Below are 19,028 nucleotides of genomic sequence, written 5' to 3'. Positions count from 1 at the left end.
CGCCAAAACCGTTTCACCTGCTGTGAGACGTAACGAAAGTTGCGATGCTTCCGACACAAGATCGAATAGGACGTGCGGATCGAACAAGAAGCCGGAGATGAATATGAGCGCAGGGCTCGGCATACGGATTGGAACAGCTGCCTCGGTGGCTGCCCTCGATACTTCCGAGGATCCCCACGCGCCCCGCGACTTCGCCACCGATGAGGCAATGCTCACCGTCACTCGCCGGTCCGCTCTGGACCTTCGCCCCGGTGCCGCTCCCAGCCTCGCCGGGCGCCAGGATCGCCAGAACCGCTATCTGATCAGCGGATTCGCCGACCGCGTCGGAGACCCCGTTCCCGTCATCGACGAGGACGGACGATCGCATCAGGCCGAGGACCTCTTCGCCACTGCCACGCGGGCCCTTGTTGCCGAAGCGTGCGCGGGCGCCGCCTGTGATCCCACCGTCGTCGTCACCTATCCCGACCGGTGGTCGACCTATACGACCGACGTGCTCCGCGGCGCTTTGGAACGTGCAGGCGTTCCCGACGCGACGCTCGTCCCCGACTCGGCGGCGGCGATGCGCTGGCTCGAGGGTTCACGCGGTGCAGCGAGCGACGGCCTCGTCGTCATCTACGACCTCGGCGCCTCCTCCCTCGATATCACCCTGATGCGCACCGGCGCCGAATCCGGAACCATCGGAGCCGGAGCCAACTCCACCGACTTCGGCGGAGCACAGTTCGATCACCTGATCACCGAGCACGTCCTCGACACCGCGGCCAGTAGTGCCTCGTTCGAATTCGACCCGTTCGATCCCGATACTGTCGGCGCCCTCGTCGAACTTCGCGCACGCTGCAGTGAGGCGAAGGAAGAACTCTCTTCCGAGACGGCGACGACGCTGACCATCGACCTTCCTTCTGTGCACACCGAGACCCGTCTCGTCCGTGGCGAACTGGAAGACTTGATCCGCCGCCCGGTCCTCGATTCCATCGAGCTGATTCGCGACGTACTGCACACCTCCGGCCTCGATGTCTCCGATGTGACTCAGGTCCTCCTCATCGGGGGCAGCTCCAGCATTCCCCTTGTCGCCGAACTTGTTTCCTCGCACATGCGTGTTCCGGTGGTCACCGGGCCGCATCCCGACCGCATCCCCGCCATCGGCGCAGCATTGCTCGCCAACGAGATTGCCCGCGCGGCCGTCCTCGACGCCCCTGTCGCCGCTGCCGTCGCGCTCACCCGGCCCGCGCCGCGCCCGGCGTTCGCATCGTCCGCCGCCGCGTCCGCTACCGAATCGACCGGAACATCCGGCCGCAGGAAGGTCGGTATCGTCTTCGCTTCCGTTGCCGCGCTCGTGGTCATCGCCGGTGGCGGATTGTCGGTAGGAACTGCATTGACCACCAAGGATGCGCCGGTCGATTCGGTGTCGGAGAACAGCACAGGTGCCAGTCCGTCGGCGGCAACGGCCGCCACTGTCGCCGAAATGGGCACGCCCGCAAACGGTCTACCTGCTCCGACCGTCGCCGTCGACGGCACCCTGATCCCGGCGCCGGGAACGGCTATCGCCGCTGACGGCTCGATCGTCTCCGCTCCTGGATCCGCCGTTCCGGCCGCCGAAGTCGGCGCACCCAGCGCCCCTGCCCCAGCACCGGGCGTCCCTGCGCCGAATGTGCCTGCGCCGAATGTGCCCGCACCGAATCCGCAGCTCCCGGGATACACCCCGCCCGCCTACACACCGCCCACGTACACCGGTCCAGGACTGTCCGACGCCGGAGGTGCTGCAGGAAACGTGCTTCAAGGTGTGGGTCAGGGCGTCGGTGGTGTCGTTCAGGGCACGGGCGATGCCGTCGGCGGCATCGTCGGACTCGTGCCCCCGTTGCTCGGCAACAAGTAGCATCTTTCGTGCTGACCAAGTCCGACATCGCCGCCCGGGCAACCGATGCTGGGAGACCGATCTCTCGTGCGCTGGCCGGGACCATCCTGACCGCCACCGGTGGATGTGAGAATGCCGTCGACGTCGCACTGGAGGCCAGCAGACGCGTCGACGCGGACATGTCGGTCACCAAGGTCGTCGTCGACGCTGTCCATGCTCATCGAGTGGCGTACCTCGCTGCGTTGACCCGCGCCGAGCAGAGTGTGGTCGCGCTGGCTCATTTCGGCGCCGAATCCGACACCGAGGTGCTGAGCGAACCAACCGAAGGAGCAGCCGATCCGGCAGCAGTGCGCGAGAGTGCAGTAGCAGCAGGCGTATTGGCGCAGGAACCTCCCTCACTGTCCGGTGTCACCGAGGCATTACTCGCTACACTCGGCGCGCCTCGACTTTCCGAGATACTTACCGCACTGGTCGAATATCGTTGCAAGACAGACACTCTCGACACCGACATGGCAGTGTCCATCGCCGGTGCAGGAGTTCGACATCCGCAGTTGGCGCACTTCCTCACCGTCGAAGCTGATCGCGCAGAGCCCGAATCGGCAGCGACGCTGTATTCGTGTGCCGTCGACGCGGGCGCCGAACCACTTTCCTTGGCTGCGCGAAGGGCCGATGTAGCAGCGGTGCTCGGCGATCTCGATGCAGCCGAGCATTTCGGTGATCACATTCTCGAGCACAGCGACTCGGTGACTGCGGGCGAATTGCGAACAGCGATAAGGACATCGGCGACCGTCGCTGCCGAGCGGGGCATGACCGAGCGTGGACGTCAACTCTACGAGTGGCTCGGCCCCGACCGCGCCGGCACGGACGCCCCACTGGCCGCCGTCGTCGCCTCGGTGGCAGGCGTCGTGCCTACCGGTACGGCTGCGACCACAGCACCGCCCACGTCGGCGACTGCTGCGCTGACCCTGCTGGCCGGTGGACTACGGCAGTCCATCACTGCGGAGTCGACGGCCGAGACCACTGCTGCGACGAACACATTGATGCGCGCGGTGTCACTGTCCGGCGCCGACGTCAGGCGATCGGCCCCCGAGACTGCGTCGGCAACCGCCATCCTGTTCGCGCTCCACTGTGGTGATCTCGCGCGCGTCGAATCGCTGGTGTCGCGGTCCACCGCACCTATGCAGCATCCGAGCGGCACCAGAATTGCATTGCTCCACACCTGGGCGAGCATGTTGTCCGGTGATACGGCGGCAGCAGCCGCCCGCATCGAGACGATGCGAATCCCGTCTTCGCACAGTCGAAATCGACTCTTCTTCCATGCGATCGGAGTCGGGTTGGCCCGCCGGTCCGGGGACCGAGGGGCACTGATCAATGCGTGGGAGGATGCGCAGGACGTCATCGCCGAATACTCGGCCGACTTGTTCTCGCTGCTACCGATCGGCGAACTCTGGCTCGGGTCCGTGCGGGTGGGTCAACCCGACCGCATGACGCATTTGCTTGCGCAGGTCGATTCCGTACTCGCAGGGCTGGAGGAGCCGAGCGCCTGGGCGTCGGCATTTCATTGGTACGGAGTTCAGGCCGCTATCGCTGCCGAGAACCCCACCGAACTGGTTCCGCATGCGCGGGCACTCGCCTCGGCAGCCGAATCGAACCGGTACAGCGCCGCCCTCGCATCCGCCGGTCGCGCCTGGTTGGGCGTACTGCAAGGCCATCCGAACGTGTCCGACACCGAAGCCGCGGCCCACTCGCTCACCCAGTTCGGATTGCCGTGGGACGGCGCCCGCCTCGCCGGCGAAGCCGCACTGCGCGTCGCCGACACCCGAGCCGCGACCACATTGCTCCAGGTGGCTCGATCACTTCGCCAGCCCGTCGCGTCACCGACCGCGGAAACCGCAGAACCGAAAGGTGCGCTCAGCGCACGCGAGGCAGACGTCGCGGAAATGCTGGTCCTCGGCATCACCTACCGCGAGGCAGGCAATCGGCTCTACATCTCTGCCAAGACCGTCGAACACCACGTCGCGCGCATCAAGCGGCGCCTCGGTGCAGGCTCACGCTCGGAACTGCTGTCGATGCTGCGTGGGATGGGTTACGGAACTACTGTGTAGTGGTGCGCGGGTTGTGTAACTTCTGCGGTCCTGCACACGACATCTATCTCAGTACTCCGCCCACAAGGCATATGTAGACGACGAGGTAGCAGTAGCGATGATCAATCGGTCCGCCGAGCCGGCGCAGGCCCATCCGCCCGCACAGGCATTACCCGACGTCGGCATGTACATCGACGATCAGCGCGCAATCGCAGCGGTATCGCGAGCGGCGCGTTCGAGTCCTTCACTGCACGTCGCCTCCCTGCACGACACTGTTCTCTACGTCCATGCCGACGGTTCGGCCTCGCTCGGTCGAACCGACGACCCCGATGCGGTCGAGTTCACCGGATTCGTCGACGCGATCGGTGAAGAAGCATCGAGCGATCATGCCCCCGGCGATCTCGTCGCGATGGCACTTCGGTGCCTTCTCGCCGACGTCGCCCAGTCCATCGGTACCCCGGTGGACACGCTCGCAGCGGCGGCGACATTCCCAGCTCGGTGGACGGCGGAGCAGGTCTCGGCAGTGCGGATGGCTATGAGCCGCGTCGGTCTCGACCACGTCGCACTCGTCTCCGAGACCGAGGCGCGCGCCGCCTGGGCGGGCGGACTCGACGTCAGGTGGGCCGGATCGGATTCCGGTATCGCAGCCGCACGTGGCGCTGCAGTGCTCGCCGCCGAGTTCCCGATCGAGGCCGTGACCGAGGAAATACCGCTGCGAACACCGGTGCGCCCCCTATGGACACGCACCCCCATCCTTGCGGCGGCCGCGTTCGCAGCCCTGCTGACGCTCGGCGCCGGCCTGACGGCACTGTTGATTCAGGACACTTCCGGGCCGTCGATTCCAGAAATCGACAGCGCGCAGATCGCCGAGGCCACCGTTCCGATCGTCCGTCCGAGTTCGCAGATTCCGTTCTCCACGGTCGTACCGTTCCTCGAACCATCGACCGAACAGATCGTTGCCCCGACCCCTGCGCCCACCACTACGCCCCCGGAACCGCCTCGGACCTCGGACGTCGTCATCACGCCTCCGACGACCGAGCCCGCCCCGCAGACCTCGGTCGAAACCGAGCCGGAAACGACCACACCGAAGACCGTGGAGCCGGACGTCGACAAGCCGGAGGTGACCGTGCCGAGTCCGGAGAAGCCGACCGATCCGATCGATGAGGAGAAGCCGACGGAGCCCGGCGGCACCACCCCGGAAAGCCAGCAGGACAACACCATGCTGAAGCCGACACCATGACCGGATACCTGGCGATGACGATCGCCGACGGGGTGTCGGTGGCAGTCCATCGACGTAACCGAAGCGAGCACCCGTCGGTGTTCGTCACCGACACCGTACTGACCTACTCCGGCGACGGTGCCGCGCGACTCGGAGCCGATGCGTCGGCGGACTCGACGCCCCTCGTCGGATTCTTCGGCCGTGTCGACGAGCCCGAGGACAGCGGTCAAGAGTTCCGCGCCGAAGATCTCGTCGCGACCGCCGCCTTCTGCCTCGTGAACACGGTGACCGCCGAGCACCATGGCACCGTGCCGCACGCAGTCCTGACCCACCCGAACACGTGGAGTTCACACGCCATCGACTCGGTGCGGGACGCCCTCGACCGCATCGCCCTCGAGCAGGTCACGCTGATCTCGGACGAGGCCGCTGCACGGGAATTTTTTCGATCGAGCTCCGGTGACCTCGATCAGGTCACCGTCACCCGCGGCGCTTTGGGAATCGTCGAAGCCATGTACCCGGTTCCCGCAGATTCGGCCGATACCGACGCACTGCCCGTCGTCACTCCCGCGCCCGCCTTGGCATTCTCCGAGGCGCTCCCGGTGCAGGTTCCGCCGTCGCCCGAAAGCCCACAGTCGACGGAATCACCGAACTCCAAGCGCCCCATCGCCATCGTGACAGCGGCCGCCGCCGCGCTCGTTCTCGTCTCGATCGGTATCGCCTCGGCCATGGGCGCCTTCAGCGACGGAACCGACGTCGTTCCACCGACGATCACCGATGCGGGCTCCACACCGACAACCGAACCGTCGCCGACACCTGTCCCCGCCGCTGCTGTGCCGATCCCGACCTTCGGCGCCCCACCCAGCGAATTGCCGAGCCCTGAATCGGTGCCGACCCCGGCGCCGCCGAACCCTGCGCCGCCGATCGTCGAGTCGATTCCGGCGCAGCCGCTCCCCCCGCCCGCTCCGGAGACCGTCGAGCCCGAACCGGTGGAACCCTCACTACCACTCCCGCCGACGAAAACGCTGCCACCACGGCTGACTTTTCCCGACTTCACGTTTCCCGATCTTTCCCTTCCGGGCCGCTGACCATACCGTTCATAATTTTCTGTGATCTATGGCCTAAGGTGGGGCGCTGACGGTCAGCACCTGATGAAGGGATTTCATGCGTAACACGGGGGCACTGCGCGCAGCGGTGGTTTGTTCGACGGCGTTTTTACTCTTCGGTACCTTCTCTGCACCGGCCTCGGCCGAGCCCGACAGCGGAGTCGACCAGTCTGCCGCAGATCAGTTGCCGCGTGAACTCGCAGAGGCTGTAGAACGCGATCTGAAAATCTCTCCCCAGGAGTACCTCGATCGCGCAGCCCGTGCGCAGGAGTTGTCCACTTACGCAACGGACTTCCGCGCCAACCGACCAGGCGACTTCGCCGGTGCCTGGATAGGTCCCGACGGCAAGGCAGTCGTCGCAGTGACATCTCAGGACGCCGCCCATGCCGTGGCACAAGACGGCTACGACTCCGCGCAGGCCCCCGTCTCAGCAGACGGGCTGGAGCGGTCCCTCTCGGACCTGAACAACTGGATCTCCACCTTGCCCCGCGAGGTCGCCAGTCAGGTCAACGGCACTTCGATCGACGTTTTGGACAATCAGATCGTCATCGACCTCGCGAACAGTCCCATCGGCAGCGCGCTCAACCTTCCGACACTGCTGGCGAACCTGAAGGTCAATTTGTCGCCGGGTGGACCCAAGCCCACCGATCCAACACCGATGGGTGGAGACACCTACGTCACCACCTCGGGCCCCATCAAGGACACCGCGCCCACCGATATCAGCGTCTGTTCCTTCGGATTCAACGCCACATCGGGCTCCGGCGAGTCGGTCAATCTCAGTGCAGGGCATTGCAATCCGAATGCTGCCACCGGCGCAGGCGGCGCACCCGTCTACCTGCCCAACCCGGCCAACGTGCACGAGAGCACCCAGATCGGCACCTTCGCCGAGTCCAGCCTCGGATCCCCCAGCGCACTGGACTGGTCGGTCATCTCGCTGAACGACAACGGCACCTCCTCCGGTCTCGACAAGCCGACCGTCCGCGGAGCCAACGGCAGCACGGTGACCATCACCGGCACTGCCTCCCCCGTCGTCGGAGCTCCCGTTTGCAAGTCCGGTCAGTCGTCTTCGTTCACCTGTGGGGTAGTTGCCGCAGACCGCGTCGAGACCCAACTGTTCATGGAAGACGGCACCAGCCGGACCGTGCGCGGCTTCGCAAGTACCGCATGCACTCTCGCGGGTGACAGTGGTGGCGCCGTCGTGACCGGGACGCTCGCTCTGGGAATCACCAGCGGCTCCAACAGTGGCGGCGCACCGGATTGCACCGAGGCCAACCTTGCACTCGCACAGTTCGGTGGCACGGCAAGCTTGGGAATCCCTATCGATCAGGTTGCAGCAGAAACAGGCACGACTGTCAGGACCGCCTCGCTCGATTGAAGATAGTCGGCTCCGACCTCGAGTCAGGGAAAGCGCTGGACGTATCGTCGAATGCGCGAGAGGGCCGGGGGAAGCTGGCGAAGAAGTCGGACCAGCACCCCGGACATGACCCAAGCAGTCGGTACCGCCGACACTCGAACGAGCTCGTAATCCGATGTGGCCCAAGCTGATTTGATCTCGTTGACGCCAACTCCCTGATCGAGTGCGTCGACGCCCAGTTCATCGTGATTGTTGGTGAACCACTCGATCAATTGATGGCCGGGCTGGCACCGTCCGACTGTCGGGTCGTAGTGCGTGAGCCACCCTTCCATCCGTGAGCCCGTTCGCAGCCCGATCTCGTGGGCAGCCCATTGCCCGTCGATCACCAGACCCGCAATGCAGAGCCTGCCTGCTCGCGCCTCACTCCGTAGGAAGTCACGAGCGAAGTCGCCATGCGGCGCAGTCAGATAGTTGATCTTCGTGGTGCCGGCGATCCCGCGGACCGCTACCTCCAGGATGTCGTTCCACCGAGCGTCCAGATGTGAGACCTCGGTAATCTCCTCGACCCGGAACGACGACCGACGCTGCACCTCGCTGCGGTATTGGCGCAGCCGCTTCAGCGATTTCGCACTTCGAATATCCGAGGCTCTCTGTCCGACAGCCAGATCGATGACCGGGACCCGTTCACGCACCATCATGTCCACTGTCCACGACGGGTGCTGCGCGAGCCTGCACACAGTGGGATCGTTCGTGATCATGGAATCGGCATCCACCATGTAGCCGAGGGACGCAATGGCGTCGAGCAACGCGTCGGAGGCTTCGGGGTCCTCGCTGAGAAATTCGATCGGCACTCCCAAACCGGTGCCGATCACCTTCGCAAGAGTGAACGGCCCTCGGCGCACCAGAGACAAAGCCGCCGACGCAACCAACCGCCCATCTCGACGAATCGCCACCAATTCGAAGTCGAGTTTCAACGCACGCGCAACATTGACCACGAAGCTCGGCCGCGACGAGAACACCGTCCCGACACGGTCAGCGAGCGCAGACCACTCGGATTCGATGGACGAGGGCTCGGAGTGGACATGCATCGTAACTGCGGTGACGCCTGTATCCACCAAAGCAAAGTACCAAGAGCTTGCAAAGAAAACCAAAACATTCATCCGAACAACCGACACGTTGGACTGAAGGCGTCCACACGCACGGCGGGCCGACACCTGCTCTGCCAGTGGTCAATTCGATCGGCATTGTGGTGCTTGAACGAACATTCATCGTATGATCAGAGCGAGACTTTCAGGTACACCTGTACCGCTTCACTCGAACGGAAGGCATCCACTCATGCTCGGACTTATCGGAGTCGGACTCGACCTTATCGGCTACCTGGTGACGATCGTGATCAACGGAATCCAACTGGCGGACCCCGGTATTCGATTCGGCTGACCTCGAACGCACATCAGCCCGCCACCTCCATGGAGGTGGCGGGCTGATGTTATGTCGAGAGTGTTCAGTTGACGCTGTCTGCGTACTTCGAGGTTCCCGGAGCAGCGTTCAGAGTATTGATCAGGTCGATGCCTGCGATGACGAGTGTCGGTCCACCGGCAACGATCGTGCCGATAACTCCACCGACGCCTGCACCGATCGGAATTGTTGCAATAACTCCGGCAAGAGTCGGAGCGCCGATGATTGCACCAGCAATCGCACCGATTGCCGTACCGGTGAATCCACCGATCGCGCTAGCAATTCCGAGCTGCGTCACGAAGGTCTGCTGTGCGACGAGGTTTTCCTCGGTCGAAGCAACCTGCGTTGCGCCGAGCGTGCGTGAGTTGGCCGAGGCCTTGTTCAGATCGAGCTGAGGAACGAGACGGAGCGTCTTGCCGTCGTTGTCCACGTTCTGCTCGTACGGGAAGCTCAAGCCACCGAGATTGAAGCTGAGCGGCAGCGTGACGACGACGTTCTCAGCCTGATCGAGCACATCGACGGTCTTGCCGTCGTCGGCGACCTTGAAGACACCCGCATCGATCGTGGTGACGATGGTGCGATCTTCGAGGTTCGACTCGTAGCCGATGTCCTGTGCGGGCGCCTCGGGCGCCGCCGGAGTCGGATCTGCATAGGCTGTTCCGCTGGCGAGCCCCATCGCCGCGGCAACGAACACCGATGTGACGACCATTTTGCTGAGTTTCATCTGGAGATTGTTTCCGTTTCTATGCAAATCGAGCCCGGCTGTTGTCGAACAAAGCTGCCCCGCAGACGCAGAAACACCCCAAGACCGAATCCGCGAGTTAGTCGGTGCGGCAGCAGCATAACCTACAACTCGACCGATCGTTATAGTCTCGCGTTCTTTTCGAGTCGCAACAGTTCTCGATTGTCACAATTGAACCTCCGACACATAGTCAAGGACACGATTTCGTACCGAATGTGGAGTAGAACCGGGTGTCGGCGACCGTCGATCCGAACGCCCAGTCAGCGCACTGCGAGCGAACTTAGGACTGCCTTCTCGAACACCCGCGTTCGCCCTACGCATAACGTGACCATCAGAACGGACGCTACCGACCGGTCCAGCCCACCGGAAAGTTGAACGATCCGGCGATCCACCAGCGCAGAGCGATCTCCGCGTTGCCAAGTTACCCGTCAGTACACAGACCTTGTTACTGGCGAGTAACCTGAAAAGTCGTACGCTTGTCGGGCTGGACCCGAGGCAGCTCCCCCGCTGCCTAAATAACGAAAGGCCGCTTACATGAACGCCGTGACGATTTCGTTGGGCACGTTCGGTGCGCTGCTCAGTCTCGTGTGTTGGTACTCCTTCATCCGCGGTGGATTGAAGATGTTCAACATCGTGCGCCTCGGGCAACCCGCTCCGGACCGCTGGCGCCCGATCATCCCTCGCTTCAAGCAGATGATCGTCGAGTTCGCCGCACACACCAAAATGGTCAAGTTCCGCACCGTCGGCTGGGCGCACTGGCTCGTCATGGTCGGTTTCATGCTCGGAGCCATCTTCTGGTTCGAGGCATACGGCCAGACGTTCAACCCCGAGTTCCACTGGCCCATCTTCGGCAACTGGGCCATCTACCACCTGATGGACGAGATCCTCGGCATCGGCACCGTCGTCGGCATCCTCGTGCTCATCACCATTCGCCAGCTCAATCACCCCCGCAAGGCCGAGCGTCAGTCGCGCTTCGCCGGCTCCCGATTCCGCGCTGCCTACTTCGTCGAGGCAGTTGTTCTGGTCGAGGGTCTCGGCATGGTTTTCGTCAAGGCAGGTAAGATCGCCACCTACGGCCACGCGAACCCGTGGACCGACTTCTTCACGATGAACGTGGCCAAGATCCTCCCGGCCAGCGTCGTCATGGTCTCGGTCTTCGCTTTCATCAAGCTGATGTCCGGCATGATCTGGCTCTACTACGTCGGTCAGAACATCGACTGGGGCGTCGCATGGCACCGCTTCACCGCGTTCCCCAACATCTACTTCAAGCGTGAAGACGACGGCACCGCTGCACTCGGCGCGGCCAAGCCGATGATGTCCGGCGGCAAGGTCCTCGTGATGGAAGAGGCCGATCCCGACGTCGACGCGTTCGGCGCCGGCAAGATCGAGGACTTCAGCTGGAAGGGCTGGCTCGACTTCACCACCTGCACCGAGTGCGGTCGCTGCCAGTCGCAGTGCCCCGCCTGGAACACCGGCAAGCCACTCTCACCCAAGCTGCTCATCATGTCGCTGCGCGATCACAGCCAGGTGAAAGCCCCATACCTTCTCGCCGGCGGCAAGAAGGACATGGCAGGCGACGAAATCGGACTCGTCGACGCCGACGGCAAACCCGACCAGGCCAAGCTCGATGCAATTCCGCAGGCAGCCCGTGACGAAGCCGATCGTAAGCTCGTCGCCGAGGCCATCGACGGCGGCATCATCGACCCCGAGACACTGTGGAGCTGCACCCAGTGCGGCGCGTGCGTCGAACAGTGCCCCGTGGACATCGAGCACGTCGACCACATCCTCGACATGCGTCGCTACCAGGTGCTCATCGAATCGGAGTTCCCGTCCGAGCTCGCAGGCCTGTTCAAGAACCTGGAGAACAAGGGCAACCCCTGGGGCCAGAACGCCAAGGACCGCCTCAACTGGATCAACGAGATGGACTTCGACATCCCCGTCTTCGGGCAGGATGCCGATTCCTTCCAGGACTACGAGTACCTGTTCTGGGTCGGTTGCGCCGGTGCCTACGAGGACCGCGCCAAGAAGACCACCAAGGCCGTCGCAGAGCTTCTCGCCACTGCGGGAGTCAAGTTCATGGTCCTCGGCGCCGACGAGACCTGCACCGGCGACTCCGCACGCCGCGCAGGTAACGAATTCCTGTTCCAGCAGCTCGCGATGCAGAACATCGAGACGCTGAACAACCTGTTCGACGGCGTCGAGCAGAAGCAGCGAAAGATCGTCGTCACCTGTGCGCACTGCTTCAACGCGCTCGGCAACGAGTACCCGCAGGTCGGTGGCGACTACGAGGTCGTTCACCACACTCAGCTACTCAACCGTCTGGTACGGCAGAAGAAGCTGATCCCGGTGGCATCGGTCAGCCAGGACATCACCTACCACGACCCGTGCTTCCTCGGACGTCACAACAAGGTGTACGACGCACCCCGTGAACTCATGGCAGCCTCGGGCTCCAACCTGAAGGAAATGCCGCGACACGGCGAACGGTCCATGTGCTGTGGTGCCGGTGGCGCTCGCATGTGGATGGAAGAGAACATCGGCAAGCGCATCAACATCGAGCGGGTCGACGAAGCGCTCAGCATGAACCCGAAGAAGATCGCGACCGGTTGCCCGTTCTGCCGCGTCATGCTCACCGACGGCGTCACCGCACGCCAAGAGGGTGGCGAACACGAAGGTGTCGAGGTCGTCGACGTCGCGCAGCTGATGCTCGAGTCGATCACCCGCGTCGAGTCTTCGGTTCTGGGCGAAAACATCAAGGTGATTCCACGGGAGAAGCCTGCACAGGCGGACATCGTCACCGAGGACGCGGCTGAGGTCGAAGAAGCCGAGCGCGTCCAGCCCGTCGAAGAGCCCGCAGAGTCGGCATCCGCACCGGCAGCTCCGGCGCCCAAGGCCGGTGGCCTGAAGATGAAGGGCCTCGCGAAAGCACCGGGAGCGAAGGCACCGGGAGCTGCAGCGACACCTGCCGCGCCCAAGGCAGAAGCCGCGCCGCCAGCAGCCAAGCCCAAGGGCCTCGGTATGGCCGGTGGCGCGAAAGCACCAGGTAGCAAGGGTCTTCAGGTGAAGGGCAAGGCGCCCGGCGCCAAGGCTGCTGCGCCGGCTGCCGAAGCTTCGGCAACGGAAGCTGCAGCACCGGTGGCAAGTGAGTCGGCAGCAGCATCCTCGGCAGAAGCGACGGAGACCAAGCCGACCGTCAAGCCGAAGGGTCTTGCCATGAAGTCCGGCTTCAAGAAGCCGGGCGCCAAGGCACCGGGCAAGCCGGCTGAGGCCACCGAGGCCACCGAGGCGCCGGCAGCAGAGGTTGCGGCTGAGGAACCGGCAGCTGCTGAATCGAAGCCGACCGTCAAAGCCAAAGGTCTCGCAGTCAAGTCCGGCTACAAAAAGCCAGGCGCCAAGGCACCGGGCAAGCCAGCTGCTGAGGCTGCTCCGACAGTCGAGGCACCGGCGGCAGAGGCTGAGGCACCAGCGGCTGAGGCACCGGCGGTCGAGGCTTCGGCACCAGCGGCCGAGGCACCGGCAGCGACCGAAGCTTCGGCGGCCGTCGAATCGAAGCCGACCGTCAAGGCCAAGGGTCTGGCAGTCAAGTCCGGCTACAAGAAGCCAGGCGCCAAGGCACCGGGCAAGCCGGCTGCTCCGGCAGTAAAGGCTGAGGCACCGGCAGCAGAGGCACCCGCCGCTGACGAGTCCGAGCCCGCAGTGTCGAGCGAAGCCGAGTCGACTACTGCAGCTGAGCCTGCAGCGGCTACCGACGCCGAGTCGACTACTGCAGCTGAGCCTGCAGCGGCTACCGACGCCGAGGCCAAGGAGCCGACAGCATCGGCAGACGAGAGTACCCAGCCGTCGAACGGTGACGCACCTGCTCCCCCAGCCGCCAAGCCGGGCGGTCTCGGATTCCGAGCGGGCGCGAAGGCTCCGGGCCGAAAGAAGTAACCGAACACCATTTTTCGCAAGTGCACCCCCTTTCTCGCCTCAGAGAATGGGGGTTTACTTGTGAAAAGGGTTGCACGCTCTCGTTATCCACAGGTCCATACACAGGCTATTGCCCTGAGCTGGATCGCTGACGACTATGAGCACGTGACCCGAATCGTTCGCCGGCAGGACGCCCTCACCCGCGGAATCACCGACTCCGAACTACAGCGTTATTGCCGAACCGAGTCGTGGAAACGTTTGCGCCCAGGAGCGTTCGTGAGCCGAGACGAGTTCGACGCGCTCGGTGCCGTCGACAAGCACCGCGTGATCGCCGAGGCAGTATTGGGCGCGGCTCGCACCCCCGACGCCGTGCTCAGTCACGTCTCGGCGGCCGTCGTCCATGGCCTGTCGGCGTGGGGTCTTCCTTTGAGGAAAGTGCACGTGACACGCAATCGAAGAAGTGGAGCGCGCACGAGTTCGGTTCGCGTCCTCCACTGTTCGCCGTACCACCCGCACGAGATAGTGGATGTCGACGGTATTCGAGTGACGAGTCTCGAACGGACCATCGCCGATATTGCGCGCTCCGAAAACTTCGAGCCTGCGGTGTGCGCAGCCGACGAAGCCGCCCGGTTACACAATCTGACCTCGGCCGAGGTGGTGAACGCATTGGATCTCCGCCCGACTCATTCCGGGAACGCAGCCGGGTTACGGGTGGCCAACTTCATGAACGGTCGCGCGGAAAGCGTCGGGGAATCTCGAACTCGAGTGACGCTGACCGAACTCGGCTACCTTCCCGAGCTGCAGACTTCGATTGTGGTGCAGGGTAAATCGATCGCACGCGTCGACTTCTACCTTCGAGCCATCACGACGGCGTGTGAGTTCGACGGCAAGATCAAATACGGACGACTAGTCCCCGAAGGTTCGACCGCACACGAGGTGGTGTGGCGCGAAAAGCTTCGAGAGGACGCGATACGCGACGCCGGAATTCAAGTAGTCCGTCTGACGTGGGCGGACCTGTCCGCGCCGGTCGAGATTCGTCGACGAATCGAAGCCGCAGCGCTACGAGCGGCCAAGTCGCCACCGCCGACCGCGATAGCCCGCTGAGCGCGCACCCTTTTTCCAAAGCGCACCCCCACGCTCGGACGCGAACAACCGGTCCCGGTTACCAAAAGGGTGCGCACTTCAACCCGAACGACGCTCAGGGCCTCCACAATTCGAGCTGAGGGATCCCGGGCGGGGTGAAGCCGAGCACTTGACCGTAGAAGGATAGTTCGGATTCTCGCGCGTGAACCTGCGTCTCCAGTTTGCGGAAGCCGTGCGATTCACCCTCGTACGCCAGGTATGCGTGCGGAATACCCTTGTGTACGAGTGCATCCCGGAATCGTTCGGCCTGTGACGGCGGGACGATCGGGTCGGAGAGCCCTTGCAGCAACAGCACTGGGCAGGACAATCCTTCGACGTTGTTGATCGGTGCGCGGCTGCGGTACAGGTCGATCGCGTCGGGGAGCGGTCCGATCAGGCTGTCGATGTACCGTGATTCGAAGTCATGAGTTTCGGCGACGAACATTTCCAGTTCGGCAACTCCGTAGTACGAAGCACCGCAGGCGAATACATCCGAGGATGTGAGCGCCGCCAGGACGGTCCACCCGCCTGCCGACCCGCCTTCGATCGCGAGCCTGGCTGGATCTGCGAGACCGGCATCGGCAAGCCCTTGCACTGCCGCAATCGTGTCCTCGACGTCGACGACTCCCCACTGCCCGCGAAGACGGTTACGGTACTCCCGCCCGTATCCGCTCGATCCGCCGTAGTTGACGTCGATCACTCCGATTCCGCGGCTGGTGAAGTACGCGAACACCGGGTTGAGCGCGGGCGCGACGTGGGCCGTCGGACCTCCGTGCACAAAAGCCACGTAAGGCGGCAGTTCTCCTTCGAGCCCGCGGTAGTCGGGGTTGCGCGGCGCATAGGCGATCGCATGGACCTCGCGCTGTGGGCCCTGGAAGGTCATCGACTCGCCCTGCGGGAGGTAGTCGGCGTCGGGAATCGTCTCTCGTCCCGAGCGGATTTCCACCAGCGAGCGGGTGTCGAGATCCAACAGCCTCAGCCCGCTGGCACTGTGTGCACCGCCCGCGCGCAACAGCACGGACGATCCGCGGCGGCCACCGAGGGAAATGGAGGTGAGCCCGCCGAGGTCGATGTCGTCGAGCGATCCGGTGACCGGATCGAGGATGCCGAGTGTATCGGTGCCGAAGGTCCTGACCGTCAACAGCTTTCCGTCGTCGAGCACCGAGTACCACTGCGCGCCGAGCTGCCACAGCGGAGCGCCGAAGTCCGCATCCGCTGCATGCAAAGCCACTACGTCTGCGTCGACGGATGTCCGGTACAGGTTCCACCATCCGGATCGGTCGCTGATGACGTACAGCGACTCGTCGTCGATCCACTCCGGTTGCAGCACGGATTCCTCGGTACCGCCGAGGATTGTTCGAGACACTCCGGTGGCCAGATCGACGATTCGGAGTTCGGTTCCATCCCAGGGCATCTGCGGGTGGTTCCAGGCGACGAACGCCAGTGTGCTCCCATTCGGCGAGAGCCTCGGGTACGCCAGGAAGTCCGATCCCGAGGCCAGCGATCGAACGCCGGAACCGTCGAGTGCGATCGCGCAGATGTCGCGGGAAACCTTCGCCCCGTCATGGGTTTCGCGAACCGCCAGCACTTCGTTGCCGACGATCGACAGTTCGCCGTATCGAACCGCTGCCGCCACGGCAGGCGCCGGGGTCAACGGCACCGGCGTCTCACCGGGCTTGCCGATATGGACGCGTTGATCGGAGAACTCCGAGAACACGATCCGACCGTCATCGGTCGCGGTCCACGCCCCACCCCCGTATTCGTGAACACGGGTGCGCGCGTTGAAAGGCTCGGGCAGTAGTGAAGTGACGACACCGTTCTCGATGCGGCAAATGGTGGTGCGCCCACCCTCGGTCGGCCGCATCTCCGACCACCACACCTCATCGCCGACGAACCGACCCCCTTCGACGGGGTGTCCGCTGGCGGAGAGATCGACGGCGGAAATCGGGGATGGCCAGGAACCGAAGGGCAGCGCTGCAGGGGTCACACCGACCAGGGTAGGTGAGTCACTCCCCCGTCGCCGTGCTCACCTTCGCGTCGGCGACGACGGAACTAGCCGACCGGTTGAAGCAGATCGGGGTTGTCGTTCTTGACGCTGTTGACCATCGAGCTGACCTCGTAGGGCACCAAGCTGGGTTCGGGGATAGCGGCCAGCATCTCCTGGACCGAACCCAGATCGGTCATCGCCGGGTCCAGCCAAGCGGCCCGAAGGGACTCCGGCACGATCACCGGAGAGCGATCGTGAATGTGACCGAGTGCGTCCGCGGCGGGAGCCGTCAACACCGTGACCGACCAGACCCATCGATCCGGGTCCTCCTCGGACTTCGACGGGTCACGCCACAGCTCGTACAAGCCGGCCATCTCCAGAACCCCGCTGGAGTGCAGAAAATAGGGCACTTTTTTGCCGTCGCGCTTCTCCCATTCGTAGTAGCCATCGGCAGGGACGATGCACCGCCTACGGGCTGCTGCTTTCTTGAACGCCGGTTTCTCGGTGATCGTCTCGGATCTTGCGTTGATGAGCCTGCTACCGATCTTGATGTCCTTGGACCACGACGGGATCAGACCCCAGCGAACCGAACGCAACTGACGGACGGCGTCGGCCTCGGGCTCGTCTTTGGGTGCGCGCTCGAGAATGGTCCGCACTGTCTGCGTGGGCGCGACGTTGTACGCCGGGGGCAGCTCTTCGCCGATGGTCTCGGCAATGTCGAAGACTGCCCGCAGGTCATTGTCGCTCTGGGTACTGGCATACCGTCCGCACATAAAGAAAATTGTCGCATCCCGCACCGACAAGAAAGGCCTGGTCCACTATGCCTGGATGTGCTGGGCACCGACCTGGCACGATAGAGGGGTGAACCAACCGCAGGCGAACCATCAGACGCGTCAACATCGCACGTTGCAGCAGTCGACCAAGCTGCAGAACGTGCTGTACGAGATCCGCGGCCCGGTACACGCCCACGCGGCGCGACTGGAAGCCGAAGGCCATCGGATTCTCAAGCTCAACATCGGCAACCCTGCGCCGTTCGGTTTCGAGGCGCCCGATGTCATCGTCCGTGACATGATCGCCGCGTTGCCGTATGCGCAGGGCTACTCGGAGTCGAAGGGCATTCTGTCCGCCCGGCGTGCGATCGTCACGCGCTACGAGCTCGAACCTGGCTTCCCCGAACTCGACGTCGACGACATCTACCTGGGTAACGGCGTGTCCGAGCTCATCACGATGACGATGCAGGCACTGCTCGACGACGGTGACGAGGTCCTGATCCCGGCGCCCGATTACCCACTGTGGACGGCGATGACGACGCTCGCGGGCGGCAAGGCCGTGCACTACATCTGCGACGAGGAAAACGAGTGGAACCCCGACCTCGCGGACATCGAATCGAAGATCACGCCCAAGACGGTGGCGCTGTTGGTGATCAACCCGAACAACCCGACCGGTGCGGTGTATTCGAAGGAGATCCTGCGGGGCATCGTCGAGCTGGCTCGTAAGCATCAGCTCCTACTGTTGGCCGACGAAATCTACGACCGCATCCTCTACGACGACGCCGAACACACGTCGTTGGCAAGCCTTGCTCCCGATCTGCTGTGCTTGACGTACAACGGGCTGTCCAAGGCGTACCGGGTGGCTGGGTACCGGGCAGGGTGGCTCGCGATCACCGGACCCAAGGCCCATGCGGCCGGATTCCTCGAAGGTATCGATCTGTTGGCGTCGACCAGACTGTGTCCCAATGTGCCCGCACAACATGCGATTCAGGTGGCGCTGGGCGGACATCAGAGCATCGGTGATCTCATTCTTCCCGGCGGCCGACTGCTCGAGCAGCGTGACGTCGCGTGGCAGAAGTTGAATGAGATCCACGGCGTCTCGTGTGTGAAACCGCGCGGTGCTCTGTACGCATTTCCGCGCCTCGACCCGGAAGTACACGAGATTTACGACGACGAGAAGCTTGTCCAGGATCTGTTGTTGCAGGAGAAGATCCTGGTGGTGCAGGGCACCGGTTTCAACTGGCCCGGACACGACCATGTGCGCATCGTCACGCTTCCGTGGGCGCGTGATCTTTCGGAGGCGATCGAACGGTTCGGCAACTTTCTTGCTTCGTACAAGCAATAGGGTCACCGGTTCGGGGTTTGCGGGTTCCAGTTCCGTAGCTGACCGTAAAGTAGGGAAATTAATTGAAAAGTGACATATAAAACAGTTCCATG

12 protein-coding genes are annotated in these 19,028 nt (G+C 63.7%); 8 read left to right on the top strand and 4 right to left on the bottom strand.

What is annotated here, in order from left to right:
• Positions 1-103: 103 nt before the first annotated feature.
• The 5 genes from BJD99_RS12670 to BJD99_RS12650 all read left to right on the top strand — a co-directional run bounded on the left by BJD99_RS12670 (position 104) and on the right by BJD99_RS12650 (position 7,630).
• Positions 104-1,870: an Hsp70 family protein gene (locus tag BJD99_RS12670; RefSeq protein ID WP_256895652.1), complete on the top strand. Its 1,767-nt coding sequence runs from the start codon at positions 104-106 to the stop codon at positions 1,868-1,870.
• An 8-nt stretch (positions 1,871-1,878) separates the two neighbouring features.
• Positions 1,879-3,954, top strand: coding sequence for a helix-turn-helix transcriptional regulator (locus BJD99_RS12665; protein WP_084347197.1), 2,076 nt, complete (start codon positions 1,879-1,881; stop codon positions 3,952-3,954).
• A 97-nt stretch (positions 3,955-4,051) separates the two neighbouring features.
• The gene (locus BJD99_RS12660; protein WP_084347196.1) at positions 4,052-5,173 is read left to right on the top strand and encodes a hypothetical protein; all 1,122 of its coding nucleotides are present in this window, start codon (positions 4,052-4,054) and stop codon (positions 5,171-5,173) included.
• Positions 5,170-6,237 carry a hypothetical protein gene (locus tag BJD99_RS12655; protein WP_084347195.1) on the top strand — a complete coding sequence of 356 codons (1,068 nt, stop codon included), beginning with the start codon at positions 5,170-5,172 and terminating at the stop codon, positions 6,235-6,237. Before BJD99_RS12660 ends, BJD99_RS12655 begins: the two co-directional genes overlap by 4 nt.
• 76 nt (positions 6,238-6,313) lie before the next feature.
• Positions 6,314-7,630, top strand: a complete 1,317-nt coding sequence (locus BJD99_RS12650; protein ID WP_179142318.1) for a S1 family peptidase — start codon at positions 6,314-6,316, stop codon at positions 7,628-7,630.
• 23 nt (positions 7,631-7,653) lie between these two features.
• Here BJD99_RS12650 and BJD99_RS12645 read toward each other — a convergent pair whose 3' ends face one another.
• Together BJD99_RS12645 and BJD99_RS12640 are read right to left on the bottom strand one after the other, a co-directional pair.
• Positions 7,654-8,724 carry a GNAT family N-acetyltransferase gene (locus BJD99_RS12645; RefSeq protein WP_179142317.1) on the bottom strand — a complete coding sequence of 357 codons (1,071 nt, stop codon included), beginning with the start codon at positions 8,722-8,724 and terminating at the stop codon, positions 7,654-7,656.
• A 386-nt stretch (positions 8,725-9,110) separates the two neighbouring features.
• The gene (locus tag BJD99_RS12640) at positions 9,111-9,788 is read right to left on the bottom strand and encodes a hypothetical protein (RefSeq protein WP_084347193.1); all 678 of its coding nucleotides are present in this window, start codon (positions 9,786-9,788) and stop codon (positions 9,111-9,113) included.
• Between the two features lie 552 nt (positions 9,789-10,340).
• Between BJD99_RS12640 and BJD99_RS12635 the strand changes: the two genes are divergently transcribed.
• Positions 10,341-13,733 carry a (Fe-S)-binding protein gene (locus BJD99_RS12635; RefSeq protein ID WP_084347192.1) on the top strand — a complete coding sequence of 1,131 codons (3,393 nt, stop codon included), beginning with the start codon at positions 10,341-10,343 and terminating at the stop codon, positions 13,731-13,733.
• A 144-nt stretch (positions 13,734-13,877) separates the two neighbouring features.
• Positions 13,878-14,816, top strand: a complete 939-nt coding sequence (locus BJD99_RS12630; RefSeq protein WP_084347191.1) for a hypothetical protein — start codon at positions 13,878-13,880, stop codon at positions 14,814-14,816.
• Between the two features lie 94 nt (positions 14,817-14,910).
• On the opposite strand, the gene BJD99_RS12625 is transcribed toward BJD99_RS12630, so the two are convergent.
• Together BJD99_RS12625 and BJD99_RS12620 are read right to left on the bottom strand one after the other, a co-directional pair.
• Entirely contained in the window at positions 14,911-16,821 is a 1,911-nt protein-coding gene (locus BJD99_RS12625; protein WP_084347190.1) for a prolyl oligopeptidase family serine peptidase, read from the bottom strand.
• 65 nt (positions 16,822-16,886) lie between these two features.
• Entirely contained in the window at positions 16,887-17,594 is a 708-nt protein-coding gene (locus BJD99_RS12620) for an SOS response-associated peptidase (protein ID WP_084347189.1), read from the bottom strand.
• An 88-nt stretch (positions 17,595-17,682) separates the two neighbouring features.
• Here BJD99_RS12620 and BJD99_RS12615 point away from each other — a divergent pair, with 88 nt between their 5' ends.
• On the top strand, positions 17,683-18,936 hold the full coding sequence (locus tag BJD99_RS12615; RefSeq protein WP_084347188.1) for a pyridoxal phosphate-dependent aminotransferase: 1,254 nt from the start codon (positions 17,683-17,685) through the stop codon (positions 18,934-18,936).
• Positions 18,937-19,028 lie beyond the last annotated feature (92 nt).

It is taken from the genome of Rhodococcus sp. 1163 (assembly GCF_002091985.1).
Lineage (GTDB): Bacteria > Actinomycetota > Actinomycetes > Mycobacteriales > Mycobacteriaceae > Rhodococcoides.
This window is presented reverse-complemented; position numbering and strand designations above follow the sequence as displayed.

Coding starts and splice junctions, on each gene's coding strand:
- BJD99_RS12620 (WP_084347189.1), bottom strand. CDS start 17,594: ATGTGCGGACGGTATGCCAGTACCCAGAGCGACAATGACCTGCGGGCA.
- BJD99_RS12635 (WP_084347192.1), top strand. CDS start 10,341: ATGAACGCCGTGACGATTTCGTTGGGCACGTTCGGTGCGCTGCTCAGT.
- BJD99_RS12655 (WP_084347195.1), top strand. CDS start 5,170: ATGACCGGATACCTGGCGATGACGATCGCCGACGGGGTGTCGGTGGCA.
- BJD99_RS12660 (WP_084347196.1), top strand. CDS start 4,052: ATGATCAATCGGTCCGCCGAGCCGGCGCAGGCCCATCCGCCCGCACAG.
- BJD99_RS12670 (WP_256895652.1), top strand. CDS start 104: ATGAGCGCAGGGCTCGGCATACGGATTGGAACAGCTGCCTCGGTGGCT.
- BJD99_RS12640 (WP_084347193.1), bottom strand. CDS start 9,788: ATGAAACTCAGCAAAATGGTCGTCACATCGGTGTTCGTTGCCGCGGCG.
- BJD99_RS12650 (WP_179142318.1), top strand. CDS start 6,314: ATGCGTAACACGGGGGCACTGCGCGCAGCGGTGGTTTGTTCGACGGCG.